Below are 21542 nucleotides of genomic sequence, written 5' to 3' on the forward strand. Positions count from 1 at the left end.
CGCCTGCTTGAGCGCTACAAAGCGCAGCTCAACCCATTGATCTGCCTGAGTGAATCGCTGGGTTATACGAGCGGCAACAGTTAACTCAGACATAGCCTAAGTGAATGGCACTTCCGGCGCTAGCGCGGCTGAATATGTGCAATCAGCAACTGTAGACTTTCCTGCCCACGGTATTCATTGACGTCCAGCTTGTAGGCCAGCTCGACCCAGCGCACGGTCGGGTTCGGCCAGACTTCGCGATCCACACCAAAGGCGATGCCATCGAGTTGCACGCTGCCGCATTCGCTTTTCAACACAACCTTGAGGTGGCGCTCGCCGACTACACGCTGCTGCACCAACTGGAACACGCCATGGAACAGCGGCTCCGGGAAGTGCTGCCCCCACGGCCCGGCATTGCGCAATTCCTTGGCCAGCGGCAAGTGGAACTCTTCAATCGAGAGTGCTCCATCGGAGAGCAAACGACCGGTGAGATCGTCCTCGCAGAGCTGGCGACGCACTTCGGCATCGAAAGCAGCAGCAAAGTCGGCGAAATTGGCTTCGGGCAACGACAAGCCCGCAGCCATGGCATGCCCACCGAACTTGCTGATCAGCTGCGGGTGTTTGGCGGCTACAGCATCCAGCGCATCACGGATATGAAAACCCGGCACCGAACGCGCCGAACCTTTCAGCACACCATCGCCCGCATCGGCAAAGGCAATCGTCGGGCGGTGATAACGCTCTTTCATCCGTGAGGCGAGAATGCCGATGACGCCCTGGTGCCAGTCGGGCTCGAACAGGCACAGGCCGAACGGCATATCTTCTAGCGGCAAGTCCTTGAGCTGGGCCAACGCCTCACGCTGCATGCCTTGCTCAATGGCCTTGCGGTCCTGATTGAGCTGATCCAACTGCACGGCCATGTCACGTGCCAGGGCTTCGTCTTCACACAGCAGGCATTCGATGCCCAGCGCCATGTCATCCAACCGCCCGGCCGCATTCAACCGTGGGCCGAGGATAAAGCCCAGGTCGGTGGAGGTGATACGCCGATGATCGCGCCCGGCCACTTCCAGAATCGCGCGCAAACCCGCTCGCGCCCGCCCGGCACGAATGCGCGCCAAACCCTGATGAACCAGAATGCGGTTGTTGGCATCCAACGGCACTACGTCGGCCACGCTGCCCAGCGCGACCAAATCCAGCAGTTCACCGAGGTTCGGCTCCGGGCGCTGCGCGCTAAACCAGCCGATGTCACGCAGCCGTGCGCGCAACGCCAGTAGCACATAAAACATCACACCCACCCCGGCCAATGCCTTGCTGGGGAACTCGCAGCCCGGCTGGTTAGGGTTGACGATGGCATCCGCTGCAGGCAACTCGGCTCCGGGCAGGTGGTGGTCGGTGACCAGCACAGTCAAACCCGCCGCCTTGGCCGCCGCCACACCCTCGACACTGGAAATGCCGTTATCCACGGTGATCAACAACTGCGGCGCACGCTCAAGCGCCACCGCGACAATTTCCGGGGTCAGGCCGTAGCCATATTCGAAGCGATTGGGCACCAGGTAATCGACGTGCGCCGCACCCAGCATGCGCAGACCGAGCACCCCAACTGTGCTGGCGGTGGCACCGTCGGCATCGAAGTCGCCCACGATCAGCATGCGCTGGCCTTGCTGAAGCCCCAGCACCAGCAAATCGACCGCCGCGTCCATACCCTTGAGCTGCTGATACGGAATCAACCGCGCCAGGCCTTTATCCAACTCAGCGGCGGATTGCACACCACGGGCGGCATACAGGCGGGTCAACAGCGGCGGCAAAGCGCCCAGATCAGGCAGGGTGGCGGGTAGCGGACGGGCTTCGATACGCATGGGCATTCTTTTTCGTGTAGGGCGGACGCGAAGCGTCACCGGCTGTATTCCCACGCTGTAGCGTTGGAACAATCATCACGCCACTTGTGTAGGAGCCAGCTTGCCGGCGATCATGATCGATCACAGCGCCAGCAAGCTGGCTCCTACAGGACGGCTTATCGTTCGCCGATCAGCCACTCGATCGGCAGCTCATGCTGGCCGCGCTCATCGGTGACGAACAGCTCGCCGTCGCTGATCATCACGCTCCAGTTCAGCGAACGCGGCATGTCCAGCGCCAGATTGGCCAAGGCGTCTTGGTCGAGAGCCACAACATTGATGTTCTTTAGGCTGCGCACCGGATCAAGCGCTTTGGTCTGCCACACGCGCAGGTTGCCATAGGCCACCAGGCTGAATTTCTCGGTACGCCGCGAACACCAGGTGATGCGGTCACTGTCCGGCTGGCCGACTTCAATCCAATGCAGCACACGGTCATCCAGGCTCTTTTCCCACAGCGCTGGCTCATCCACATCCGACAGACCACGACCGAACGCCAGGTGCTCGTGATAGAACAAGGCATAGGCCACCAGCCGCGCGGCCAGCCGCTCTTCGGTTTCCGACGGGTGCTTGGCCACGGTGAAACGCAGGTTTTCATAGACACTGCGGTCCATGTCGGTGAGGTTTAGCTCGATTTTGTAGGTGGTAGACGGCAGGGCCATGGACGGGGCTTCTTGACTGGTCGAATAAGCCGGCAAGTCTACCCGATGCCGCCCGCTCACGTTAGAGTCGCAGACTAGGGTCTGTTGCCGTTTCGTCGCGAGCCGCGTTGCCGCGCAAAATCTCGCCAGGCTAGGCGGAGGATGCAGGTAATGGTTATTCCCTTGCCAAGTCCTCCAACACCGCATGGCGAGATTTTCCGCGCAACCCGAAGGGCCGGGCCTGTTTTAGCGCGATACTGCGTTTCTCGACACTCATTTGGAACAGCCAAACTTCGTGTCTCGTGCCTTGCCTCGCGCTAAAACAGGCTCCGGCGCGACCGCGAACGAAATGGCAACAGACCCTAAGCCTGATGGATGGAAACCCGATGCAGCTGCCCAACAAACCCCTCACCGGCCTGAAAGTGATCGAACTCGGCACGCTGATCGCCGGCCCCTTTGCCTCGCGCATTTGTGCCGAGTTTGGTGCCGAGGTGATCAAGGTCGAGTCGCCCGACGGCGGCGACCCACTGCGCAAGTGGCGCAAGCTCTATGAAGGCACGTCGCTGTGGTGGTTTGTGCAGGCACGCAACAAGCAGTCGATCAGCCTTAACCTCAAGCATGAGGCCGGGCGCGAGGTGTTGAAAAAGCTGCTTGGCGAAGCGGACATTCTGATTGAGAACTTCCGTCCCGGCGTGCTGGAAAAGCTCGGTTTGGGCTGGGACGTGCTGCACGCACTCAACCCGAAGCTGGTGATGGTGCGCCTGTCTGGCTTTGGCCAAACCGGGCCGATGAAGGATCAACCCGGTTTCGGCGCCGTGGGCGAATCCATGGGTGGACTGCGTTACATCACCGGTTTCGAGGATCGCCCGCCGGTACGCACCGGCATCAGTATTGGCGATTCGATTGCCGCGCTGTGGGGCGTGATTGGCGCGCTGATGGCGCTGCGCCATCGCGAGGTCAACGGCGGCAGCGGCCAAGTGGTGGACGTGGCGCTGTATGAAGCGATCTTCGCGATGATGGAGTCCATGGTGCCGGAGTTCGATGTGTTCGGTTTTATCCGCGAGCGCACCGGCAACATCATGCCCGGCATCACGCCCTCCTCCATCCACACCAGCGCCGACGGCAAACACATCCAGATCGGCGCCAACGGCGACGCGATCTTCAAACGCTTTATGCAGGCCATCGACCGCTCTGACCTGGCCGACGACGTGACCTTGGCCAGCAATGACGGCCGCGATGCGCGACGCGATGAAATTTATGGCGTTATCGACCGCTGGGTTGGCTCGCTACCATTGGAGCAGGTGCTGGCAACGCTGAACCAAGCCGAGGTGCCGGCCAGCCGAATCTTCAGCGCCGAAGACATGTTCCACGACCCGCAATTCCTTGCGCGCGAAATGCTCTTGTCGGCCACGCTGCCAGATGGCAAAGCCTTCAAGATGCCCGGCATCGTACCCAAGCTCAGCGACACACCGGGCGCAGTGGACTCAGTCGGCCCGGCACTTGGCGAGCACAACCAACGCATCCTGCTCGCACTTGGCTACAGCGAGGCGCAAATTGCCGAGCTGAAAAGCCTTGGCGCTATTTGAGCCGTGCTGATTTCCAATCCACTCACCAGCCCAGCCCACAGCCTGGCCTGTGAGCTGCGCGACTACCCTGAGTGGCATCGGGGGCGCAACCGTTACGCCGTGTGGGCGCTGCCTGTGCAATGCCCCACTCTGCTGGCGCACATTGACCGCGTGCAGCAACAGTTGAGCGACGTGTTGCACCCACCCGGACGCCGCCAAGCGCACATCACGCTCTTCGTTTGCGGTTTTATCAGCGGCAACGCGCGTCTTGATGACGACTTCAGCAAGCAACACCTGCAGCAGCAACTCAAGGCTATGGGCCGTCAATCACGGCAGCCATTGGATCTGCTGATTGGTCAGCCCGACAGCTTTGCCAGCGCCGCTTTTCTGCCGGCCCACGACCCCTCCGGGCAGTTGCACAACTGGCGCACACGGCTGAGCGAGCAAAGCACCGAAGTACGACAAAGCCCCTATCACGCGCACATCACCCTCGGCCTTTATCGGCGAAGTGTGGATGCCGCTTTGCTCCGCGCGCGCCTGGCTGAACTGGCTGAAGAGGCACCACGTCAGCTGCGGGTAAAAAGCCTGCAGCTCTGCCACTACCGCGCACGCCAACTGTTTAGCCCACTGCGGGTGCGCCACAGCCTGCAACTCGGGGGCTAACAGCCACCCATAAAAAAACCGGCCTCTTGCGGGGGCCGGTTTTTTTCAACAGCAGCAGCCGTTACAGCGGCTTGCCACGGTTACCGTGCTGCGCCACAAAGGCTTGAACAGTTTTCAGGTCGTTGGCCAGCACCGTGCAACGCTCTTCACGCTCGAACAGATCGGCCAAATGCGCTGGTAATGCTGGCGCTTGACCAACACCTGCCTTCTCCACAGCTTCGGGGAACTTGACCGGATGCGCCGTGCCCAGAATCACCATAGGTGTCGCCAAGCTGCGACGGCACTCACGGGCGGCGCGCACGCCAATCGCCGTGTGCGGATCGAGCAACTCGCCACATTCGTTAAAGACGTCGGTGATGGTTTCGCACGTCTGCGCATCATCCACTGCCAGCGAATCAAACAGTTTGCGCGCTTCAGCCCAACGACCTTCCTCGACGCTAAAGCCGCCACCCTGTTTGAAGTTAGCCATCAATTCAGCAATGGCCGCGCCGTTACGACCGTGCAGATCAAACAGCAGGCGCTCGAAGTTCGACGACACCATGATGTCCATGGACGGCGACAACGTCGGATGCAGGGTTTCCTTAACGTACTGATTGCCGCTCATAAAGCGGTGCAGGATGTCGTTGCGGTTGGTGGCGACGATCAGCTGGCTGATCGGCAAGCCCATGTTGCGCGCCAGGTAGCCGGCGAAGATGTCACCGAAGTTGCCGGTTGGCACCGAGAACGCGATAGAACGCGCCGGGCCGCCGAGCTGCAGAGCCGCGTGAAAGTAGTAAACGATCTGGGCCATGATCCGCGCCCAGTTGATCGAGTTGACTGCCACCAAGCGAGTGCCCTTGAGGAAGCCCTGGTCAGCGAAGCTGTCCTTGACCATTTCCTGGCAGTCATCAAAGTTGCCTTCGATGGCGATATTGTGAATATTGTCGCCGAGGATGGTGGTCATCTGCCGGCGCTGCACCTCGGACACACGGTTGTGTGGGTGCATGATGAAAATATCGACATTCTCACAGGCCTTGCAGCCTTCGATCGCCGCCGAACCGGTATCACCGGAAGTCGCACCCATGATCACCACGCGCTCGTTGCGCTTGGCCAGCACGTAATCGAGCAGACGACCGAGCAGTTGCAGGGCGAAGTCTTTGAAAGCCAGGGTCGGGCCGTGGAACAGTTCCAGCACCCACTCGTTACCGCTCAGCTGACGCAGCGGTGCGACGGCGCTATGGGCGAATACACCCTGCTCCGAGGTCGAGTAGGTTTCTTCAAGAATCTTCTTAAAATCCGCATCCGGAATACTGCCGGTGACGAACGGGCGCATCACGCGGAAGGCCAGTTCGTGATACGGCAGGCCAGCCCAAGAGGCGATTTCTTCCTGAGTAAAGCGCGGCAGGTTTTCCGGGACATACAGGCCGCCATCGCTGGCCAGGCCGGCGAGCAGCACATCTTCGAAATTCAGGGCCGGTGCCTGGCCACGGGTACTGATATAGCGCATAGGGGCAAACCTTCGGTTAAATCTTCAAGAGCCGCCGCAGCTTAGCCACGGCGCCCGAAATGGATTAGTTCAGCTGCTCGACGCGGATACGCACAACGCTGCCGACCACATCGGTCAAGGCTTCAAGGGCGCTGATGGCCTCGTTGATTTGCGCTTCACGCACACGATGGGTAACCAGGATCATCGGCACCAGGCCGTCTTGCTCCTCGGCTTCCTTCTGCATGATCGACTCGATGTTGATGCCACGCGCCGACAGGATGCTCGCCACCTGAGCCAGCACGCCCGGATGGTCCTTGGCCTGAATGCGCAGGTAATAGGCGCTCTCACAGGCTTCGATCGGCAGAATCGGGTGATCAGAAAGCGCGTCGGGCTGGAAGGCCAAATGCGGCACACGGTTGGTCGGATCCGCGGTCAGCGCACGCACCACGTCAACCACGTCGGCGATGACTGAAGAGGCGGTTGGCTCCATGCCTGCGCCAGCGCCGTAGAACAGGGTGCTGCCGGCAGCGTCACCGTTAACCATAACCGCGTTCATCACACCGTTCACGTTGGCGATCAGGCGGTCGGCTGGAATCAGCGTCGGGTGTACACGCAGTTCGATACCGGCTTCAGTGCGACGGGCAACACCGAGGTGCTTGATGCGATAGCCCAAGGCTTCTGCATAGTTCACGTCAGCGGTGGTCAGTTTGGTGATGCCTTCGGTGTAGGCCTTGTCGAACTGCAGAGGAATACCAAAGGCGATGGACGCCAAGATGGTCAGCTTATGAGCAGCATCAATGCCCTCGACATCGAAGGTCGGATCGGCTTCGGCATAACCCAGCGCCTGCGCCTCGGCCAGCACGTCTTCGAAGGTGCGACCCTTCTCGCGCATTTCGCTGAGGATAAAGTTACCGGTGCCGTTGATGATGCCGGCCAGCCAGTTGATGCGGTTGGCCGCCAGGCCCTCACGAATCGCCTTGATCACTGGAATGCCGCCGGCAACAGCCGCTTCAAAGGCGACGATCACACCCTTCTCGCGCGCTTTGGCGAAGATTTCATTGCCGTGCACGGCAATCAGCGCCTTGTTGGCGGTGACCACGTGCTTGCCGTTTTCGATGGCTTTGAGCACCAGGTCCTTGGCTAGGGTGTAACCACCGATCAGCTCGATAACGATATCGATCTCAGGGTTGTTCACCAGCTCGAAAACGTCGCTGGTCAGGCTAATACCGGTCGTATCGTACTGCGGCTTAGGCGAGCGAATGGCAATCTGGGCAACTTCAATACCACGCCCTGCGCGCCGGGTAATTTCCTCGGCATTTCGCTTGAGTACATTCAATGTACCGCCACCAACGGTACCCAGCCCACAGATGCCTACTTTCACCGGTTTCACACTGAACTCCCCATCTGCACTGCGTAAAACGGCCGGAGCAAGCCCCGGCCGTAGAAAAAGAGCCGCACCATACGAAGCGGCTGTTTATTAGTCAATCAGGTGCCGCTTCAGATCACTTGGATTCCAGGGCAATTTTCGCCAACTGCGGGGCTGGCTGGTAACCCGGAATGATCTTACCGTTGGCCAACACGATAGCGGGCGTGCCACTCACACCAATCATTTGGCCCAGCGCATATTGCTTGGCCACCGGATTTTCACACGCAACATCCGCGACAGGCTGGCTGGTTTTGGCGCGATCCATGGCATTCAAAGGATCCTTGGCGCACCACACGTTTGCCAACTCTTTGGCTGCGGCGCTCTCCAAGCCCTGGCGAGGAAACGCCAGGTAGCGCACCTCTACACCCAAGCGATTAAGCTCGGGGACTTCGCTGTGCAATTTCTGGCAGTAACCGCAGTCGGTATCGGTAAAAACAGTGATATGGGTTTTTGGCTGCTTGGGCGCAAACACCACCATCTCAGAGACTGGAATGGCCGCCATCAGTTTGGCCACACCCTGGGTTTCCGCCGCTTCGGTCAGGTTCACCGGCTTACCGTCTTTGACCTGAAACAAATAACCCTGCAGGAGAAACTGGCCATCTTCACTGGCATACAGCTGGCGACCGCCCTGCAGCTGCACCTGATACAAACCATTCATCGGGCTTTCAGCAATCGCTTCAATCGGCAGCTCAGGATCAATCGCTTTGAGGGTGTTGCGAATAGCCTGATCGGGATCGGCAGCCACACCAACAGTGCTAGCCAGACCAAGGGCCAATGCAACGACAACGCGGTTCAAACGCATACAAACTCCTGCTGAAAGACGCTCAAGCGAATAATCGCCACAGCCTACCATAGAAGGCCTATTGACCGACCACGGCAGGCCAGGCGGCGCTCTCAGCCGCGTGGATGGTGCTGGGCATGCAACTCCTGCAACCGAGCTTGGGCAATGTGGGTATAAATCTGCGTGGTCGATAAATCGCTATGCCCCAACAACATCTGCACTACGCGCAAATCTGCACCATGGTTAAGCAGGTGGGTGGCGAATGCATGGCGCAGGGTATGCGGCGACAGACTTTTGCTGACACCCGCGACCTGTGCGTGATGCTTGATGCGATACCAAAACGTCTGCCGCGTCATCTGCTCGCCGCGCAGACTGGGAAAGACCACATCACTGGGCCGACCATCAAGCAAGAATGGTCGCGCCTCTTTGCTGTAGCGCTCAATCCAGGCAATCGCCTCCTCACCCAAGGGCACCAAGCGCTCCTTGCTACCTTTGCCAAACACGCGCAACACGCCTTGACGCAAATTGACCTGTTCAAGGGTCAACGCGATCAGCTCACTGACGCGTAAACCACTGGCATAGAGCACCTCCAGCATCGCCCGGTCACGCAAGCCGATGGGGTCATCCAAATCGGGCGCTCCCAGCAACGCCTCCACATCAGCCTCGGACAATGATTTAGGCAAAGGCCGCCCCAACTGTGGCAACTCAACCTGCAACGTCGGATCACGGTTGATTAACTGGTCACGCAAAAGAAAGCGATAAAACCCGCGCAACCCCGAGAGCAAACGCGCGGTGGAGCGCGCCTTGTAACCCTGATTTAAACGCCATGCCAGATGATCAAGAATCAACTCGCGCCCAACATCGGCGAGTTGCACATCAATCGCCTGCAGCCAGCCGTTGAACAACGCCAAGTCGCTGCGATAGGCCGACTGGGTATGGGCAGACAAGCCTTTTTCCAGCCATAGCGACTCAACAAAACGATCAATCAGTGGATGGTCGACAGCGGGCATTAAGTGACCTCGGTTATTCAAGTGCCTAGTGTCTACGAGACAAGCCGCTCAGGACAGCATCGTCATCGCGCGACAAATCGTGGACTGGTCGACCGGCGGTTGTCATATGCAGCAAAAAGCCAGCGTCACCCTATCTTTGGGCGGGTGACAGATGTTTATTTGCAGACCATGATTGCATGAAGCCACTAGTGAACCACGGGTCATCGCGATGTCCAGCCAACAGCATTCACGCATTGGTCAGATCCTGATCAACAAGGGACTGATCACCCGCAGCCAATTGGATGCGGCGATTCAACTGCAGCTGACCAACCATAAGCGCCTAGGCGAAACCCTGATCGAGCAGGGCTGGATTACTGAGCGGCAGTTGAAAAAAGCGCTCAGCAAACAGACCAATTTGCGCCTGGCTGCCACGCTTGTGGCTGCATTGATGATGCCCTTTCAGCCTTCACTGGCGAACACTCGCCTTGAGCTAGAAACTGTCACCAGTCAGAACATTGACCCGATAGGCATGCAAGAGCTGTCTGAAGTCGAGCTAAGGGACGTTTCAGCCCAGGGTCTTGAAGTCAGCTTGCCTGGCTTGTTCCTTCAGGCCGAAAACGGTAACGGCATCGACACCGTTAAACAGTTATCCCGATTACTGTTGCCTGTGCTCGATAGCCTCCAGGCGGAAACATCGCTGCATGACGTGCACTACGACACCAGCAAACTGACTTCGATTATCAACCCCGACGGCTCGGTGAACGTTCGCCTGCCCAGCTCAATTGGTGAGCTGCGCTTCGACAACATTCGTGTCGCCGGGGCTGCACCCGGACAAAGCTTTGGCAGCCTGAGTCTGCACGACATTGATCTCTCCCAGGCTTCCTTGAAAATCAGCATGCGCTGATTATTTTCCACACTGCCAGAACGAAAAAAGCAGCCCGAAGGCTGCTTTTTTATGGAAAGACCGAGACTTAGCCCAGTTTTTCCTTGATGCGAGCTGCCTTACCAGACAGGTCACGCAGGTAGTACAGCTTGGCTTTACGCACGTCACCGCGACGCTTAACAGCCAGGCTGTCAACCAGCGGGCTGTAGGTCTGGAAAGTACGCTCAACGCCAACACCGTTGGAGATCTTACGAACAGTGAAAGCACTGTTCAGACCACGGTTACGTTTGGCGATTACAACGCCTTCGAATGCCTGCAGACGCTGGCGGTCGCCTTCTTTCACTTTAACCTGGACAACAACAGTGTCACCTGGCGCGAAAGTCGGGATTTCTTTGCCCATCTGCTCAGCTTCAAGCTGCTGAATAATCTTGTTGGTCATGCTGCGCTCCTAAGACAGGCCTTAGCCGGTCATCGATACATTAACTATCGTCCCGCTGGCGGACGTATTCCTCCAGCAGCTTTTTCTCTTCTCCAGAAAGCGAGCGGCTTTCCAGAAGATCGGCACGTCGTTCGTAGGTCCGCGCAAGGGACTGCTGCAAACGCCAGCGCCGGATGTGTTCGTGGTTGCCACTTAGCAACACGTCGGGAACACGTTTATCCGCATACACCTCCGGACGGGTGTAGTGCGGGCAGTCGAGTAAACCATCCGTAAAGGAGTCTTCCTCGGCCGAATCTGCATGACCCAATGCACCAGGCAATAGGCGCGTTACCGCGTCGATCAGCACCATGGCCGGCAGCTCACCGCCAGACAGGACGTAATCCCCAATCGACCATTCTTCATCGACATGCGCCTCAATAAAGCGCTCATCAATGCCTTCGTAGCGACCGGCGATGAGGATTAAAGCCTCAACATTTACCAGTTCGCGTACTGCTGACTGAGTCAGCTGGCGACCCTGCGGCGAGAGGTAAATCACCTTCGCTTTTTCACCTGCGGCGTGCTTGGCATCGAGCAAAGCGTCCTCAAGTGGCTTGATCTTCATCACCATGCCGGGGCCACCACCAAAAGGCCGATCGTCCACAGTGTGGTGGCGGTCAGTGGTGTAGCTTCGCGGATTCCAACAGGTCAGTTGCAACAAGCCCTGTTTCACCGCGCGACTGGTAATGCCGTATTCGCTGATGGCGGTAAACATTTCCGGGAACAGCGTAATAACTTCAACACGCAGATTTGACATCAGGCTTAGAAGTCCGCATCCCAGTCAACCCGCATTTCGCCAGCACTCAGGTCAATCGACAGCACGCATTGCTCTGTATAGGGCAACAAGCGCTCACGACCATCCAGGCTGTCGGTGCAAGGTTTAACCACCATCACATCGTTGGCACCGGTTTCTAACAAGTGATCAATCTTGCCGAGCAATTGCCCTGCCTGATCAATAACTTTGAGACCTTCTAACTGGTACCAGTAGTACTCACCGGCTGTTAATTCAGGGAACAGGTTACGCGGCACACAGATCTCATAACCAGAAAGAAGTCGCGCTTCTTCACGATCATCAAGACCCCTGAGCTTCGCGACCAGGAATTTATCACTCCCGCGTCCGCTGACCAGCTCGACCTGTTTGACACTGCCCTCACGCCTAAGCGTCCAGGACTTGTACTCCAACAGGTTTGCAACAGGATCAGTAAAGGAATAAACCTTCACCTCACCGCGAACGCCATGTACGGAATAGATCTTGCCGACAACGATCAAATCATCGGTAGAAGCAGGCGTCGCGTTCATACTGATCAGGCCGCAGCCTTAGCAGCGTCCTTCAACAGCTGGGCAACACGATCAGACGGCTGCGCGCCGACGCTCAGCCAATGGGCCAGGCGATCTTGCTTCACAGACAGACGAACTTCCTGACCACGAGCAATCGGGTTGAAGAAACCGATCTCTTCTTTGTGCGAACCGTCGCGTGGGTTACGGCTGTCGGTCACGTTGATTTTGTAGAACGGGCGCTTTTTGGAGCCGCCAAGGGCAAGACGAATCGTTAGCATGTGAACATAGTTCCTGTAGTCGGTGCTGCAAATCTAAATGCACGGCGGGCATGGGTGCCCGAAAGGCCGCATATTCTAAGGAATATCCGGATTTTTGCAAATGGCTTTTTCAGGCGCATAGGGCTGTGCGGTCAAGATTTGCCAAAGGCCGCCTTGTAAAGCGACCAATCAGCTCCCGCAAAAGGCGGGCTTACTGAACATCCCCGCTTTTGCGCGGGGCCTGCGCCGACATCGTTGCCGGCGCAAAATCCTTACATTTTAGGCAAGCCGCCCGGCATCATTCCGCCCATGCCACGCATCATCTTGGCCATACCGCCCTTGGAGGTGAATTTCTTCATCATCTTCTGCATCTGCTTGTGCTGCTTGATCAAGCGACCAATATCCTGCACTTGAGTACCGGAGCCCATGGCAATGCGGCGCTTGCGCGAGCCACTGATCACGTCTGGATCGCGGCGTTCCTGAGGCGTCATCGAGTTGATGATCGCTTCCATCTGCTTGAACTGCTTCTCGGCCGCGCCCTGGGCATTGCCCATTTGCGCTAGATTGACACCACCCATCTGCGGCAGTTTATCCATCAGGCCGCCAAGGCCGCCCATGTTCTTCATCTGCTGCAGCTGATCGCGGAAGTCTTCGAGATCGAAGCCCTTGCCCTTCTTCAGCTTCTTGGTGAGCTTCTCGGCCTTCTCGCGATCCAGGGTCTGCTCGGCCTGCTCGATCAGACTGAGTACGTCGCCCATACCGAGAATGCGCGAAGCAATCCGATCAGGGTGGAACGGCTCCAGCGCCTCAGTCTTTTCACCCATACCGATAAACTTGATGGGCTTACCGGTAATTTGACGCACGGACAACGCCGCACCACCACGGGCATCACCGTCGACCTTGGTCAACACAACACCCGTCAGCGGCAACGCATCATTAAAGGCTTTGGCGGTATTGGCGGCGTCCTGACCGGTCATGGCGTCAACCACAAACAGGGTTTCCACCGGCTTGATCGCCGCATGCAGCGCCTGAATCTCCGCCATCATTTCGGCATCGATGGCCAAACGACCGGCGGTATCGACAATCACGACATCAATAAACTTGAGTTTGGCTTCCTTTATAGCCGCTTCGGCAATGGCCACCGGCTTCTGACTGATATCAGAGGGGAAGAACACCACGCCAATGTCATTGGCCAGGGTTTCCAGCTGTTTAATTGCAGCCGGACGGTAAACGTCAGCCGAGACCACCATCACGGTCTTCTTCTTGCGTTCTTTAAGGAAGCGCGCCAGCTTGCCTACCGTCGTGGTCTTACCCGCACCTTGTAAGCCCGCCATCAGCACCACGGCTGGCGGCACTGCATTCAGCGCCAAGTCTTCGTTGGCCGCCCCCATCAGGTCTTCGAGTTCGGCACGCACGATCTTCACGAAGGCCTGACCCGGCGTCAGGCTTTTCGAGACTTCGGTACCGACCGCGCGATCCTTGACCTTATTTACGAAGTCCTTGACCACCGGCAAAGCAACGTCAGCCTCCAGCAAGGCCATGCGCACTTCGCGCAAGGTGTCCTTGATATTGTCTTCGCTTAACTTGGCTTTACCAGTGACGTTACGCAGGGTCTGCGAAAGGCGATCTGTCAGATTTTCGAACATGCACGTTCCTTTCAGGCTCATACGAGCCGAGGGTGGGCTTGCAACAAGTCGCCGATTATAGCGAAGACCGCCAGGCTCCGACACCGCCAGACGCTTTCGTGGCAAACGCTTTCTATGCCACACTGCGCGTCTTTCGGGTTTGCCTGACAAGGATTTATGCAGCCTCTGCTACCCACCCTCATCGCCGCCTGCCTGTATGCAGCAGCCGCTTCTTACCAAGGCCTTCGCCTGCGTCAACGGAGCGCGCTGAACAAGCGCCTTCTGATTGCGCTGGGTGTCTTTGCCCTGCTATTCCACGCCTGCAGTTTGTTTATGCAGATGTATAACCCGGCCGGCCTATCGCTGGACTTTTTCAATGCAGCGAGCCTGATTGCGGCCTCGGTGATTTTGCTGACGCTGCTCGCCTGCGCACGCATCCCGGTTGAAAACCTGCTGATCTTGCTCTTCCCGCTAGGCTTCCTGACTGTTTTGCTTGCGCAGTTTATGCCCAGCGGCACGACGCGACCGATCAATGAAGCGCCCGGCATTCTGGCGCACATTCTGCTGTCGATTACCGCCTACGGCATGCTAACCATCGCCGTATTTCAGTCGCTGTTGTTGTTGCTGCAAGACCATCAACTCAAGCACAAGCACCCAACAGGCCTGATACGCAACTTCCCGCCACTGCAAACCATGGAAAGCCTACTATTTGGTTTTCTCTGGGCCGGCTGGGCGCTGCTGTCACTTTCGCTGTTATCAGGCGCGCTGTTTATCAATGATTTGTTTGCTCAACACCTGGCACACAAGACCTTCTTGTCGTTTTTTGCCTGGGTCGTTTTTGCTGTTCTATTGTGGGGACGGCATCAACTTGGTTGGCGCGGCCACAAAGCCATTCGCTGGACCTTGGCGGGCTTCTGCCTGCTGATGCTGGCCTACTTCGGCAGCAAGCTAGTTCGCGAATTCATCCTGCACATCTAACGCCCAAGGCGATTGCGTGAACAACATACACCCCGGCTTTCTCTTCGGCTTGCTGATTTTTCTGCTGCTTTGCTCCGCCTTCTTTTCAAGTTCAGAGACAGGCATTCTCAGCCTTAATCGATACCGCCTGAAGCACATGGCCAAAGAAGGGCACCGTGGCGCCAAGCGTGTGACCGCATTGCTGAGCCGCCCAGACAGGCTGCTGGGCACGATTTTGATCGGCAACAACTTCGTCAACATCCTCGCTTCATCTATCGCCACAGTCTTGGCACTCCAGCTGTGGGGAGAGGCCGGTATTGCCATTGCAACAATCGGGCTGACTCTTGTGTTGCTGATCGTGGGCGAAATTACGCCTAAAACACTCGCAGCGCTCCACCCGGAACGCGTGGCTTATCCTGTCAGCCTTCCGCTCCAATTTCTGCTCAAACTGTTTTATCCGCTGGTTGTCCTGCTTGGCTGGATCAGCAATGGCCTGCTCAGACTTTTCGGCGTTGACCCGACGAGTAAACGCAATGACAGCCTGACCACCGAAGAACTGCGCAGCGTCGTGCGTGAATCCGGCCACGAATTGCCGAAAAACCGTCAGAACATGCTGCTCGGCATCCTTGACCTTGAGCGCGTGACGGTCGACGACATCATGATCCCGCGCAATGAGGTCACGGGCATCAACCTGGAAGATGACATCGAAACCATCATCAACCAGCTCACCCACACCACGCACACTCGCCTGCCGGTCTTTCGCACCGATATCAATCAGATCGAAGGCATCGTGCACATGCGCCAGATTGCTCGATTGCTCGATTGCTGACGCAGAACGAGCTGAGCAAAGAAGTGATACTGGCGGCCTGCAGCGAACCGTACTTTGTGCCTGAAGGCACGCCCCTGTCGACGCAACTGCTGAATTTCCAAAAGCAGAAACGCCGCATTGGTATCGTGGTTGATGAGTACGGCGATGTGATCGGCATCGTAACGCTGGAAGACATTCTCGAAGAAATCGTCGGTGACTTCAGCAACCAGAACCTGATGCACAACACCGACATTCAACCGCAGGCCGATGGATCACACATCATTGATGGCGCGGCGTACATCCGCGAGATCAACAAAGCACTGGACTGGCACCTGCCAAGCGATGGCCCTAAAACCGTTAACGGCCTGATCACCGAAGCCCTGGAAAGCATCCCTGACAGCGCCGTGTGCCTGCAATTCGGCCCCTACCGCCTGGAAATCCTCCAGGCCTCAGAAAATCGGGTCAAGAGCGTACGCATCTGGCTGACTGACGCTACGACTCAGGGCTCACCAGAGGCATAAGACTGAGCGCCAATCCTTCGGCCCACACCCGGTAACCCAGTGCGGACGGGTGGTAGCCGTCACGGGCCAAATAGTCGGCCGAAAACTCCAATGTCACGGCATGGCGCTCCGCGCCGACCTGCTGCACCAACTGACGCAATCGCCGATCCAATAAAGCCGCCCGCATTCCCAGCAACTGCCGCAACAACCAGGGCAGGGCCGCAAAGTGCTGCAGCGGCGGCACTGCGCTGAACACCACCCGCGCACCTTTTGCTTTGAACGCCCGCGCCATGGCGACGAGCGCTGCCTGCCAACGCGCCAGTGACGTCAGATGCGTGGTGTCATTCACCCCGAACACCAACACGACCAGGTCGAACGGCTGCTCAAGCACGCTTGGTAGAAGCCGGTCTTTGGCCTGCGTCGCGGTGATGCCGTTTTCGCCACAGGCCAGCCACACAACCGGACGTTTCAAGTGGGCGGTCAGCGCCTCAGCCAACTGCGCAGCCAACGCCAGCTGCAGTTGATCCACGCCCACACCGACAACCGGCGACTCACCGAGCACCAGCAGGCGCAACGGTTGCCCGGACAAAGACTCACCAGCAACGCCGCGCGGCTCACCCGCTGCCGGGGCTAAACGCAAGGCGTTACGCCGGGTGTGAAGCGCGAGCGGCAAGGCAATCGGCGATAAAACCGCCAACCCTAACCACCATGCGCAAGACCGCCAAGCACTCACAGCTCGACGTTGACCGCCTGCGCGGCACGACTGGCCTTGGCCCGCGCCGCCGACAATGACTCGTCGCGCGCCAACGCTACACCCATGCGGCGCTGACCACTGACCTCGGGCTTACCAAACAAGCGCAGCGCAGTATCTGGCTCCGCCAGCACAGCCGCCAAGTTACCGAAGCTGACCTGCTGCGACTCGCCCTCCACCAACACCACAGCAGAAGCCGACGGGCCCAATTGGCGGATGGCCGGAATCGGCAAACCGAGAATGGCGCGCGCGTGCAGGGCGAATTCAGACAAGTCCTGAGAAATCAGCGTTACCAGACCGGTGTCATGCGGGCGCGGCGATATTTCGCAGAACCACACCTGATCACCTTTAACGAAAAGTTCCACACCAAACAGCCCGCGACCGCCCAGCGAGCCCGTCACTGCCAAGGCGATGCGCTCGGCTTCAGCCTGAGCCTTGGCGCTCATTGGCTGCGGCTGCCAGGACTCCTGATAATCACCCTTAACCTGGCGGTGACCTACAGGCGCACAGAAGGTGGTGCCGCCACTGTGGCGCACGGTCAGCAGCGCGATTTCATAGTCAAAATCGATAAAGCCTTCGACGATGACGCGCCCTTTACCCGCACGGCCGCCGGCCTGGGCGTAATCCCAGGCAGCTTGCAGATCATCCAGGCTTTTCAGCACGGACTGGCCTTTGCCGGACGAACTCATGATGGGCTTGATCAGGCAGGGGAAACCGATCGTTTCAACCGCAGCACGACACTCATCAAAGGAGTCGGCAAACTGATAAGGCGAGGTCGGCAGACCCAGCTCTTCAGCGGCCAGACGACGAATACCTTCGCGGTTCATGGTCAATTGAGCCGCGCGAGCGCTGGGGATGACGGTAAAGCCTTCATTCTCTAGCTCGACCAGCGTGGCCGTGGCGATAGCTTCGATTTCCGGCACGATGTAATGCGGCTGTTCCAGTTCGATCACCGCGCGCAGTGCGTCGCCATCGAGCATGTTGATCACGTGACTGCGGTGCGCCACCTGCATGGCTGGCGCATTGGCGTAGCGATCCACGGCTATCACTTCCACACCAAGGCGCTGCAGTTCGATCACCACCTCCTTGCCCAGTTCACCTGAGCCGCACAGCAGCACACGGGTCGCACTCGGCGACAAAGGGGTTCCGATACGCGGCATGGATAATCCTCAGAAGGGTTAAAAAGTTAGAGCAGAATGCCCTTGGCTTGAGCTCGTTCGTGGCACAACACCAGCACCGTGCGGCGTTCGTTGTTGTCCATCAGGCCCCAGCGGGTTATCTCGGCGACCGTGCGCTGGCAGCCAATACAGATATCTTCATCATCGAGTGCGCAGACATGCACGCAGGGTGATGCAACAGGACGTTCGCTACTCATTAATCATTCTGCTCGGCTAGATCGCGGGCATAGCGCTGGGCGTTGTGTACGTAATGGGCGGCGCTGGCTTCGAGCATTTTCTTTTGCACGTCGGTCAGTTCGCGCACCACTTTGCCGGGCGAACCCATCACCAGCGAACCATCGGGAATTTCCTTACCTTCGCCAATCAAACTGTTGGCACCGATGATGCAATTTTTGCCGATCTTCGCACCGTTGAGAATCACCGCATTAATGCCGATCAAGCTGTAATCACCCACCGTACAGCCATGCAACATGGCGTTATGGCCGATGGTCACGCCCTTGCCGATATTCAGCGGGAAACCCATGTCGGTGTGCATCACCGTGCCGTCTTGTACGTTGCTGTTCTCACCAATATGAATCAGCTCGTTATCGCCACGCAGCACAGCGTTGAACCACACACTCGCCCCCGACTCCAGTTTCACTTTGCCCACCAGCGTGGCATTTGGGGCAACCCAGCTTTGTGCATGGGCTTCGACGCTGGACGAACCCAGACGGTATTTCATGGATGCTGCCTCACAGGCTCAGGAGAGTTTGATGAAGTGTTCGGGCGGCAGGCTCATGTCGATGTGCACATCGTCGAACACTAGGTTGACCAATTCAACCAGCATGATCGCCGTCAGCCCCCAAATTTTATATTCGCCGTAGCGGTAACTCGGCACGTACCAACTGCGCCCCAGGTAATCGATGCGGTGCGTGGTCTCACGCAGATCATCACGAAAGAACGCCAGCGGCACAGCAAACACAGCGGCAATTTCGCCGTCGTTGGGCTTGTACTCGACAAAGTCCGGAACCACACCGACATAAGGCGTAACCGAAATACCGTGCCGGGAGACCAGCGTAGTCAGCGGCCCGATCACCTCAACCAGCCCTGGCGGCAGGCCAATTTCTTCTTCGGCTTCGCGCAGGGCTGTGGCCACCAGATCGACATCTTCCGGATCACGCCGACCACCCGGAAACGCCACCTCACCACTGTGCGTCGACAAGCCGCTAGCACGCAGAGTCAAGACCACCTCTGGCTCGTCGGTGCGAGTGATCGGCACCAGCACCGCCGCTTGCGGATAGTGCTCATCGATCATCAACGGTTGCGGGCTGTAGCCGCGCATGCGAAGGAGTAACTCGTCCAGCATGGGGGATCTCGTTCTCTTGTTCTGCGCTTGATAATGGCATGAAAGCAGCGCACGCCCCAAGCCCTGCACCCGCCACAGACCCTATTCAGGCGCTCGATAATCCACCTGCCAACAGGCTTGCCGAGCTGGCGTGGTAACGCCAAGATAGCTGACACGCAGCGAGGTTCTGACATGAAGTTCTGTAGCACCTGTGGCGGCTCAATTCAGCACATCATCCCCCTGGGGGATAACCGCCTGCGGCATGTCTGCGCACAGTGCCAGACCGTGCATTATCAAAACCCAAGAATCATTGCCGGCTGCCTGCCCGTGTGGGGCGAGCAGGTACTGATGTGTCGTCGCGCCATTGAGCCGCGCCATGGTTTCTGGACTCTGCCAGCAGGCTTTATGGAAAACGGCGAAACCCTGGAACAAGCCGCCGCCCGCGAAACACATGAGGAAGCCTGCGCCCGTGTGCGCAGCCTGAGCCTCTATACCCTGTTTGATCTGCCGCACATCAATCAGGTGTACATGCTGTTTCGTGCCGAATTGGTCGATCTCGACTTTGCCCCCGGTGAAGAAAGCCTTGATGTGCAGTTATTTCACGAACAGGACATACCTTGGTCAGAGCTGGCTTTCCCGACCATAGGCCGTACCCTAGAATGCTACTTCGCCGATCGCCGCGAGCAGCATTTCCCGGTGCGCAACGAGCCAGTGGAAGCCTTGCTCGCCCATTACAAGAAAACCCTCTGATCCATAGGAACTATGATGCGCTGGTTGTTCGCCCTGCTTTGCCTGACTACCGCGCTCAGCGGCCATGCCAACACCACGCCCAGCCTGTACGGCAAAACCATCGACAAGGTGTTAGTGGTCAAATCCGAGCGCAAACTGCACCTGATCAGCCGAGGCGACACGCTCAAATCCTACCGCGTATCCCTGGGTAAACAGCCGGATGGTGCCAAACAGCGCGAGGGCGACTTGCGCACACCAGAGGGCTTCTATTGGATTGACTGGCGCAAGACCAGTGACAAGTTCAACTTGTCCATGCACATCTCCTACCCCAACGCTCGCGACCAGGCCCAAGCACGCGCCAAAGGCGTGCCGGCTGGCGGCATGATCATGATTCACGGCACGCCGCTGGATGAAGAATACCCCGAGTGGTTCTTCCACACCCTGGACTGGACCGAAGGCTGCATCGCACTGAAGAACACCGACATGCGCGAGGTCTGGAGCCTGGTCAAAGACGGTACCCTGATCGAGATAAGGCCCTAACGCGGCACACAAAAAAAGGCACCTCACGGTGCCTTTTGTATTTCCATCGATTTAAAACTGCAAATCAGACAGCCGCCACACATCAAAGGCCGGGGTTTCATAAGGGTGATGTTTGCGCATGGCTTTGACAGCGTCGTGGATCAACTCGTCAGCGACCACCATTTCAACCTTCCACTCGGCCACCTGCTCAATTTGGCCAGACTGACCAATAAACGGCTGACTGCCCTCCAACGGCCGGTATTGCCCCTGCCCCAATACTTGCCAACAGCAGTGATCATACTGGCCTACACGTCCACCGCCGGCACTGAAAACGGCTGCTTTGACCGCGTCGACGTGTGTTTCAGGCACATAAAAGCAAAACTTATACATCGAAGTCTCCGCCGCAAAGACTGACTAATAGGGCTGGGTGCAATGCTACACAATAATGGCACTTTGCCCCAAGACAGGTTCGCGCGCTTCATCACACTTGAGCGTTGAGACCTTAAACACCCTGACCGGTTCCCAAACGATTACGGCTAAAGGCCACGCCAAAAACGCAACCAGCGCGCCTTAAGACTCATCACTGGTGGGCTATGGCTGCCATCGCAATAGGGTAGACGCTGCGACTGGCCGCAGCGACAAAGCAGCAGAAATTGCTCGCGGGCAACATGTAATTCAAGCTGCTCAGGGCATGCAGAGGCGCAATCGGGAAGCTGGGACGAACGCCCGCAGCGGCACAGCAATAAGGTAGCGCCAGGCTTAACCTGGCGCACCTCAGGCAGAACAGGATGTTGTGTCGTCACACGCTCCCCCTTCCTTATTGCCCCTCTCCCAGCGGAGAGGGTAACCGGAGGAGCGCCTGG

At 57.9% G+C, this 21542-nt stretch carries 24 protein-coding genes and 2 pseudogenes; 8 read left to right on the plus strand and 18 right to left on the minus strand.

Annotation, left to right across the window (positions count from 1 at the left end; all coding sequences use genetic code 11):
- Positions 1-95: pseudogene (locus AUK77_RS12100) on the plus strand (IS1595 family transposase); the annotation flags it as partial.
- Positions 96-119: 24 nt separating this feature from the next.
- Here AUK77_RS12100 and recJ read toward each other — a convergent pair.
- Together recJ and AUK77_RS12110 are read right to left on the minus strand one after the other, a co-directional pair.
- Positions 120-1832 (minus strand): single-stranded-DNA-specific exonuclease RecJ, encoded by a 1713-nt coding sequence (recJ, locus tag AUK77_RS12105; RefSeq protein WP_296130055.1) that lies wholly within the window; start codon positions 1830-1832, stop codon positions 120-122.
- A 155-nt stretch (positions 1833-1987) separates the two neighbouring features.
- Positions 1988-2527, minus strand: a complete 540-nt coding sequence (locus tag AUK77_RS12110; protein ID WP_296130056.1) for a YaeQ family protein — start codon at positions 2525-2527, stop codon at positions 1988-1990.
- A 365-nt stretch (positions 2528-2892) separates the two neighbouring features.
- On the opposite strand from AUK77_RS12110, the gene AUK77_RS12115 reads away from it, so the two are divergent.
- Both AUK77_RS12115 and AUK77_RS12120 read left to right on the plus strand, forming a co-directional pair.
- Positions 2893-4092, plus strand: coding sequence for a CaiB/BaiF CoA-transferase family protein (locus AUK77_RS12115; RefSeq protein ID WP_296130059.1), 1200 nt, complete (start codon positions 2893-2895; stop codon positions 4090-4092).
- Between the two features lie 3 nt (positions 4093-4095).
- Positions 4096-4734, plus strand: coding sequence for a 2'-5' RNA ligase family protein (locus AUK77_RS12120; RefSeq protein WP_296130062.1), 639 nt, complete (start codon positions 4096-4098; stop codon positions 4732-4734).
- Positions 4735-4795: 61 nt separating this feature from the next.
- On the opposite strand, the gene thrC is transcribed toward AUK77_RS12120, so the two are convergent.
- The 4 genes from thrC to xerD all read right to left on the minus strand — a co-directional run bounded on the left by thrC (position 4796) and on the right by xerD (position 9416).
- The gene (gene thrC, locus AUK77_RS12125) at positions 4796-6220 is read right to left on the minus strand and encodes a threonine synthase (RefSeq protein WP_296130064.1); all 1425 of its coding nucleotides are present in this window, start codon (positions 6218-6220) and stop codon (positions 4796-4798) included.
- Positions 6221-6284: 64 nt separating this feature from the next.
- A complete protein-coding gene (locus AUK77_RS12130) occupies positions 6285-7589 on the minus strand; it encodes a homoserine dehydrogenase (RefSeq protein ID WP_296130066.1) in 1305 nt (434 codons plus the stop codon).
- Positions 7590-7701: 112 nt separating this feature from the next.
- Positions 7702-8427, minus strand: a complete 726-nt coding sequence (locus tag AUK77_RS12135) for a thioredoxin fold domain-containing protein (RefSeq protein ID WP_296130067.1) — start codon at positions 8425-8427, stop codon at positions 7702-7704.
- A gap of 92 nt (positions 8428-8519) precedes the next feature.
- Positions 8520-9416 carry a site-specific tyrosine recombinase XerD gene (xerD, locus tag AUK77_RS12140; RefSeq protein ID WP_296130069.1) on the minus strand — a complete coding sequence of 299 codons (897 nt, stop codon included), beginning with the start codon at positions 9414-9416 and terminating at the stop codon, positions 8520-8522.
- A gap of 208 nt (positions 9417-9624) precedes the next feature.
- Here xerD and AUK77_RS12145 point away from each other — a divergent pair, with 208 nt between their 5' ends.
- Positions 9625-10299: a hypothetical protein gene (locus AUK77_RS12145; protein ID WP_296130073.1), complete on the plus strand. Its 675-nt coding sequence runs from the start codon at positions 9625-9627 to the stop codon at positions 10297-10299.
- Positions 10300-10366: 67 nt separating this feature from the next.
- On the opposite strand, the gene rplS is transcribed toward AUK77_RS12145, so the two are convergent.
- The 5 genes from rplS to ffh all read right to left on the minus strand — a co-directional run bounded on the left by rplS (position 10367) and on the right by ffh (position 13934).
- A complete protein-coding gene (gene rplS / locus AUK77_RS12150) occupies positions 10367-10717 on the minus strand; it encodes a 50S ribosomal protein L19 (RefSeq protein ID WP_108486694.1) in 351 nt (116 codons plus the stop codon).
- A gap of 40 nt (positions 10718-10757) precedes the next feature.
- On the minus strand, positions 10758-11510 hold the full coding sequence (trmD, locus tag AUK77_RS12155) for a tRNA (guanosine(37)-N1)-methyltransferase TrmD (protein WP_296130075.1): 753 nt from the start codon (positions 11508-11510) through the stop codon (positions 10758-10760).
- Between the two features lie 5 nt (positions 11511-11515).
- Entirely contained in the window at positions 11516-12052 is a 537-nt protein-coding gene (gene rimM / locus AUK77_RS12160) for a ribosome maturation factor RimM (RefSeq protein WP_296130076.1), read from the minus strand.
- Between the two features lie 5 nt (positions 12053-12057).
- Positions 12058-12309, minus strand: a complete 252-nt coding sequence (rpsP, locus tag AUK77_RS12165; protein WP_090239277.1) for a 30S ribosomal protein S16 — start codon at positions 12307-12309, stop codon at positions 12058-12060.
- A 251-nt stretch (positions 12310-12560) separates the two neighbouring features.
- Positions 12561-13934 (minus strand): signal recognition particle protein, encoded by a 1374-nt coding sequence (ffh, locus tag AUK77_RS12170; protein ID WP_296130078.1) that lies wholly within the window; start codon positions 13932-13934, stop codon positions 12561-12563.
- A 156-nt stretch (positions 13935-14090) separates the two neighbouring features.
- Here ffh and ccsA point away from each other — a divergent pair, with 156 nt between their 5' ends.
- Complete coding sequence (gene ccsA / locus AUK77_RS12175; protein WP_296130081.1) at positions 14091-14891, plus strand: cytochrome c biogenesis protein CcsA; 801 nt, start codon at positions 14091-14093, stop codon at positions 14889-14891.
- 16 nt (positions 14892-14907) lie between these two features.
- Positions 14908-16199 (plus strand): annotated as a pseudogene (locus tag AUK77_RS12180) (HlyC/CorC family transporter).
- Here the strand turns inward: AUK77_RS12180 and AUK77_RS12185 are convergent.
- The 5 genes from AUK77_RS12185 to AUK77_RS12205 are packed head-to-tail and all read right to left on the minus strand — an operon-like array spanning position 16171 to position 19452.
- The gene (locus AUK77_RS12185) at positions 16171-16875 is read right to left on the minus strand and encodes an SGNH/GDSL hydrolase family protein (RefSeq protein WP_296130083.1); all 705 of its coding nucleotides are present in this window, start codon (positions 16873-16875) and stop codon (positions 16171-16173) included. The pseudogene AUK77_RS12180 and the gene AUK77_RS12185 overlap by 29 nt on opposite strands.
- A gap of 32 nt (positions 16876-16907) precedes the next feature.
- Positions 16908-18089, minus strand: coding sequence for a formate-dependent phosphoribosylglycinamide formyltransferase (gene purT, locus AUK77_RS12190; RefSeq protein ID WP_296130086.1), 1182 nt, complete (start codon positions 18087-18089; stop codon positions 16908-16910).
- A 26-nt stretch (positions 18090-18115) separates the two neighbouring features.
- Positions 18116-18304 carry a DUF1289 domain-containing protein gene (locus AUK77_RS12195; protein WP_296130088.1) on the minus strand — a complete coding sequence of 63 codons (189 nt, stop codon included), beginning with the start codon at positions 18302-18304 and terminating at the stop codon, positions 18116-18118.
- Positions 18304-18828, minus strand: a complete 525-nt coding sequence (locus AUK77_RS12200; protein ID WP_296130091.1) for a gamma carbonic anhydrase family protein — start codon at positions 18826-18828, stop codon at positions 18304-18306. The genes AUK77_RS12195 and AUK77_RS12200 overlap by 1 nt, the downstream gene beginning before the upstream one ends.
- Positions 18829-18846: 18 nt before the next feature.
- Positions 18847-19452 carry a CoA pyrophosphatase gene (locus AUK77_RS12205; RefSeq protein WP_296130094.1) on the minus strand — a complete coding sequence of 202 codons (606 nt, stop codon included), beginning with the start codon at positions 19450-19452 and terminating at the stop codon, positions 18847-18849.
- A gap of 171 nt (positions 19453-19623) precedes the next feature.
- On the opposite strand from AUK77_RS12205, the gene AUK77_RS12210 reads away from it, so the two are divergent.
- Both AUK77_RS12210 and AUK77_RS12215 read left to right on the plus strand, forming a co-directional pair.
- The gene (locus tag AUK77_RS12210) at positions 19624-20181 is read left to right on the plus strand and encodes an NUDIX hydrolase (RefSeq protein WP_296130096.1); all 558 of its coding nucleotides are present in this window, start codon (positions 19624-19626) and stop codon (positions 20179-20181) included.
- A 15-nt stretch (positions 20182-20196) separates the two neighbouring features.
- The gene (locus AUK77_RS12215; RefSeq protein WP_296130099.1) at positions 20197-20700 is read left to right on the plus strand and encodes a L,D-transpeptidase family protein; all 504 of its coding nucleotides are present in this window, start codon (positions 20197-20199) and stop codon (positions 20698-20700) included.
- 51 nt (positions 20701-20751) lie between these two features.
- Here AUK77_RS12215 and AUK77_RS12220 read toward each other — a convergent pair whose 3' ends face one another.
- On the minus strand, positions 20752-21069 hold the full coding sequence (locus tag AUK77_RS12220) for a YqfO family protein (protein ID WP_296130102.1): 318 nt from the start codon (positions 21067-21069) through the stop codon (positions 20752-20754).
- 146 nt (positions 21070-21215) lie between these two features.
- Entirely contained in the window at positions 21216-21482 is a 267-nt protein-coding gene (locus tag AUK77_RS12225; protein WP_363079389.1) for a CDGSH iron-sulfur domain-containing protein, read from the minus strand.
- Positions 21483-21542: the final 60 nt, after the last annotated feature.

It is taken from the genome of Pseudomonas sp. Ga0074129 (genome assembly GCA_001465025.1).
Classification (GTDB): domain Bacteria; phylum Pseudomonadota; class Gammaproteobacteria; order Pseudomonadales; family Pseudomonadaceae; genus Aquipseudomonas.

Bases quoted from the DNA above. Each gene is read 5' to 3' on its own strand.
- AUK77_RS12205 (WP_296130094.1), bottom strand. From the start codon at position 19,452: ATGCTGGACGAGTTACTCCTTCGCATGCGCGGCTACAGCCCGCAACCG.
- AUK77_RS12110 (WP_296130056.1), bottom strand. From the start codon at position 2,527: ATGGCCCTGCCGTCTACCACCTACAAAATCGAGCTAAACCTCACCGAC.
- purT (WP_296130086.1), bottom strand. From the start codon at position 18,089: ATGCCGCGTATCGGAACCCCTTTGTCGCCGAGTGCGACCCGTGTGCTG.
- rpsP (WP_090239277.1), bottom strand. From the start codon at position 12,309: ATGCTAACGATTCGTCTTGCCCTTGGCGGCTCCAAAAAGCGCCCGTTC.
- recJ (WP_296130055.1), bottom strand. From the start codon at position 1,832: ATGCGTATCGAAGCCCGTCCGCTACCCGCCACCCTGCCTGATCTGGGC.
- ffh (WP_296130078.1), bottom strand. From the start codon at position 13,934: ATGTTCGAAAATCTGACAGATCGCCTTTCGCAGACCCTGCGTAACGTC.
- AUK77_RS12195 (WP_296130088.1), bottom strand. From the start codon at position 18,304: ATGAGTAGCGAACGTCCTGTTGCATCACCCTGCGTGCATGTCTGCGCA.
- AUK77_RS12135 (WP_296130067.1), bottom strand. From the start codon at position 8,427: ATGCGTTTGAACCGCGTTGTCGTTGCATTGGCCCTTGGTCTGGCTAGC.
- ccsA (WP_296130081.1), top strand. From the start codon at position 14,091: ATGCAGCCTCTGCTACCCACCCTCATCGCCGCCTGCCTGTATGCAGCA.
- AUK77_RS12145 (WP_296130073.1), top strand. From the start codon at position 9,625: ATGTCCAGCCAACAGCATTCACGCATTGGTCAGATCCTGATCAACAAG.
- AUK77_RS12210 (WP_296130096.1), top strand. From the start codon at position 19,624: ATGAAGTTCTGTAGCACCTGTGGCGGCTCAATTCAGCACATCATCCCC.
- rplS (WP_108486694.1), bottom strand. From the start codon at position 10,717: ATGACCAACAAGATTATTCAGCAGCTTGAAGCTGAGCAGATGGGCAAA.
- AUK77_RS12115 (WP_296130059.1), top strand. From the start codon at position 2,893: ATGCAGCTGCCCAACAAACCCCTCACCGGCCTGAAAGTGATCGAACTC.
- thrC (WP_296130064.1), bottom strand. From the start codon at position 6,220: ATGCGCTATATCAGTACCCGTGGCCAGGCACCGGCCCTGAATTTCGAA.
- trmD (WP_296130075.1), bottom strand. From the start codon at position 11,510: ATGTCAAATCTGCGTGTTGAAGTTATTACGCTGTTCCCGGAAATGTTT.
- xerD (WP_296130069.1), bottom strand. From the start codon at position 9,416: ATGCCCGCTGTCGACCATCCACTGATTGATCGTTTTGTTGAGTCGCTA.
- AUK77_RS12220 (WP_296130102.1), bottom strand. From the start codon at position 21,069: ATGTATAAGTTTTGCTTTTATGTGCCTGAAACACACGTCGACGCGGTC.
- AUK77_RS12215 (WP_296130099.1), top strand. From the start codon at position 20,197: ATGCGCTGGTTGTTCGCCCTGCTTTGCCTGACTACCGCGCTCAGCGGC.
- AUK77_RS12200 (WP_296130091.1), bottom strand. From the start codon at position 18,828: ATGAAATACCGTCTGGGTTCGTCCAGCGTCGAAGCCCATGCACAAAGC.
- rimM (WP_296130076.1), bottom strand. From the start codon at position 12,052: ATGAACGCGACGCCTGCTTCTACCGATGATTTGATCGTTGTCGGCAAG.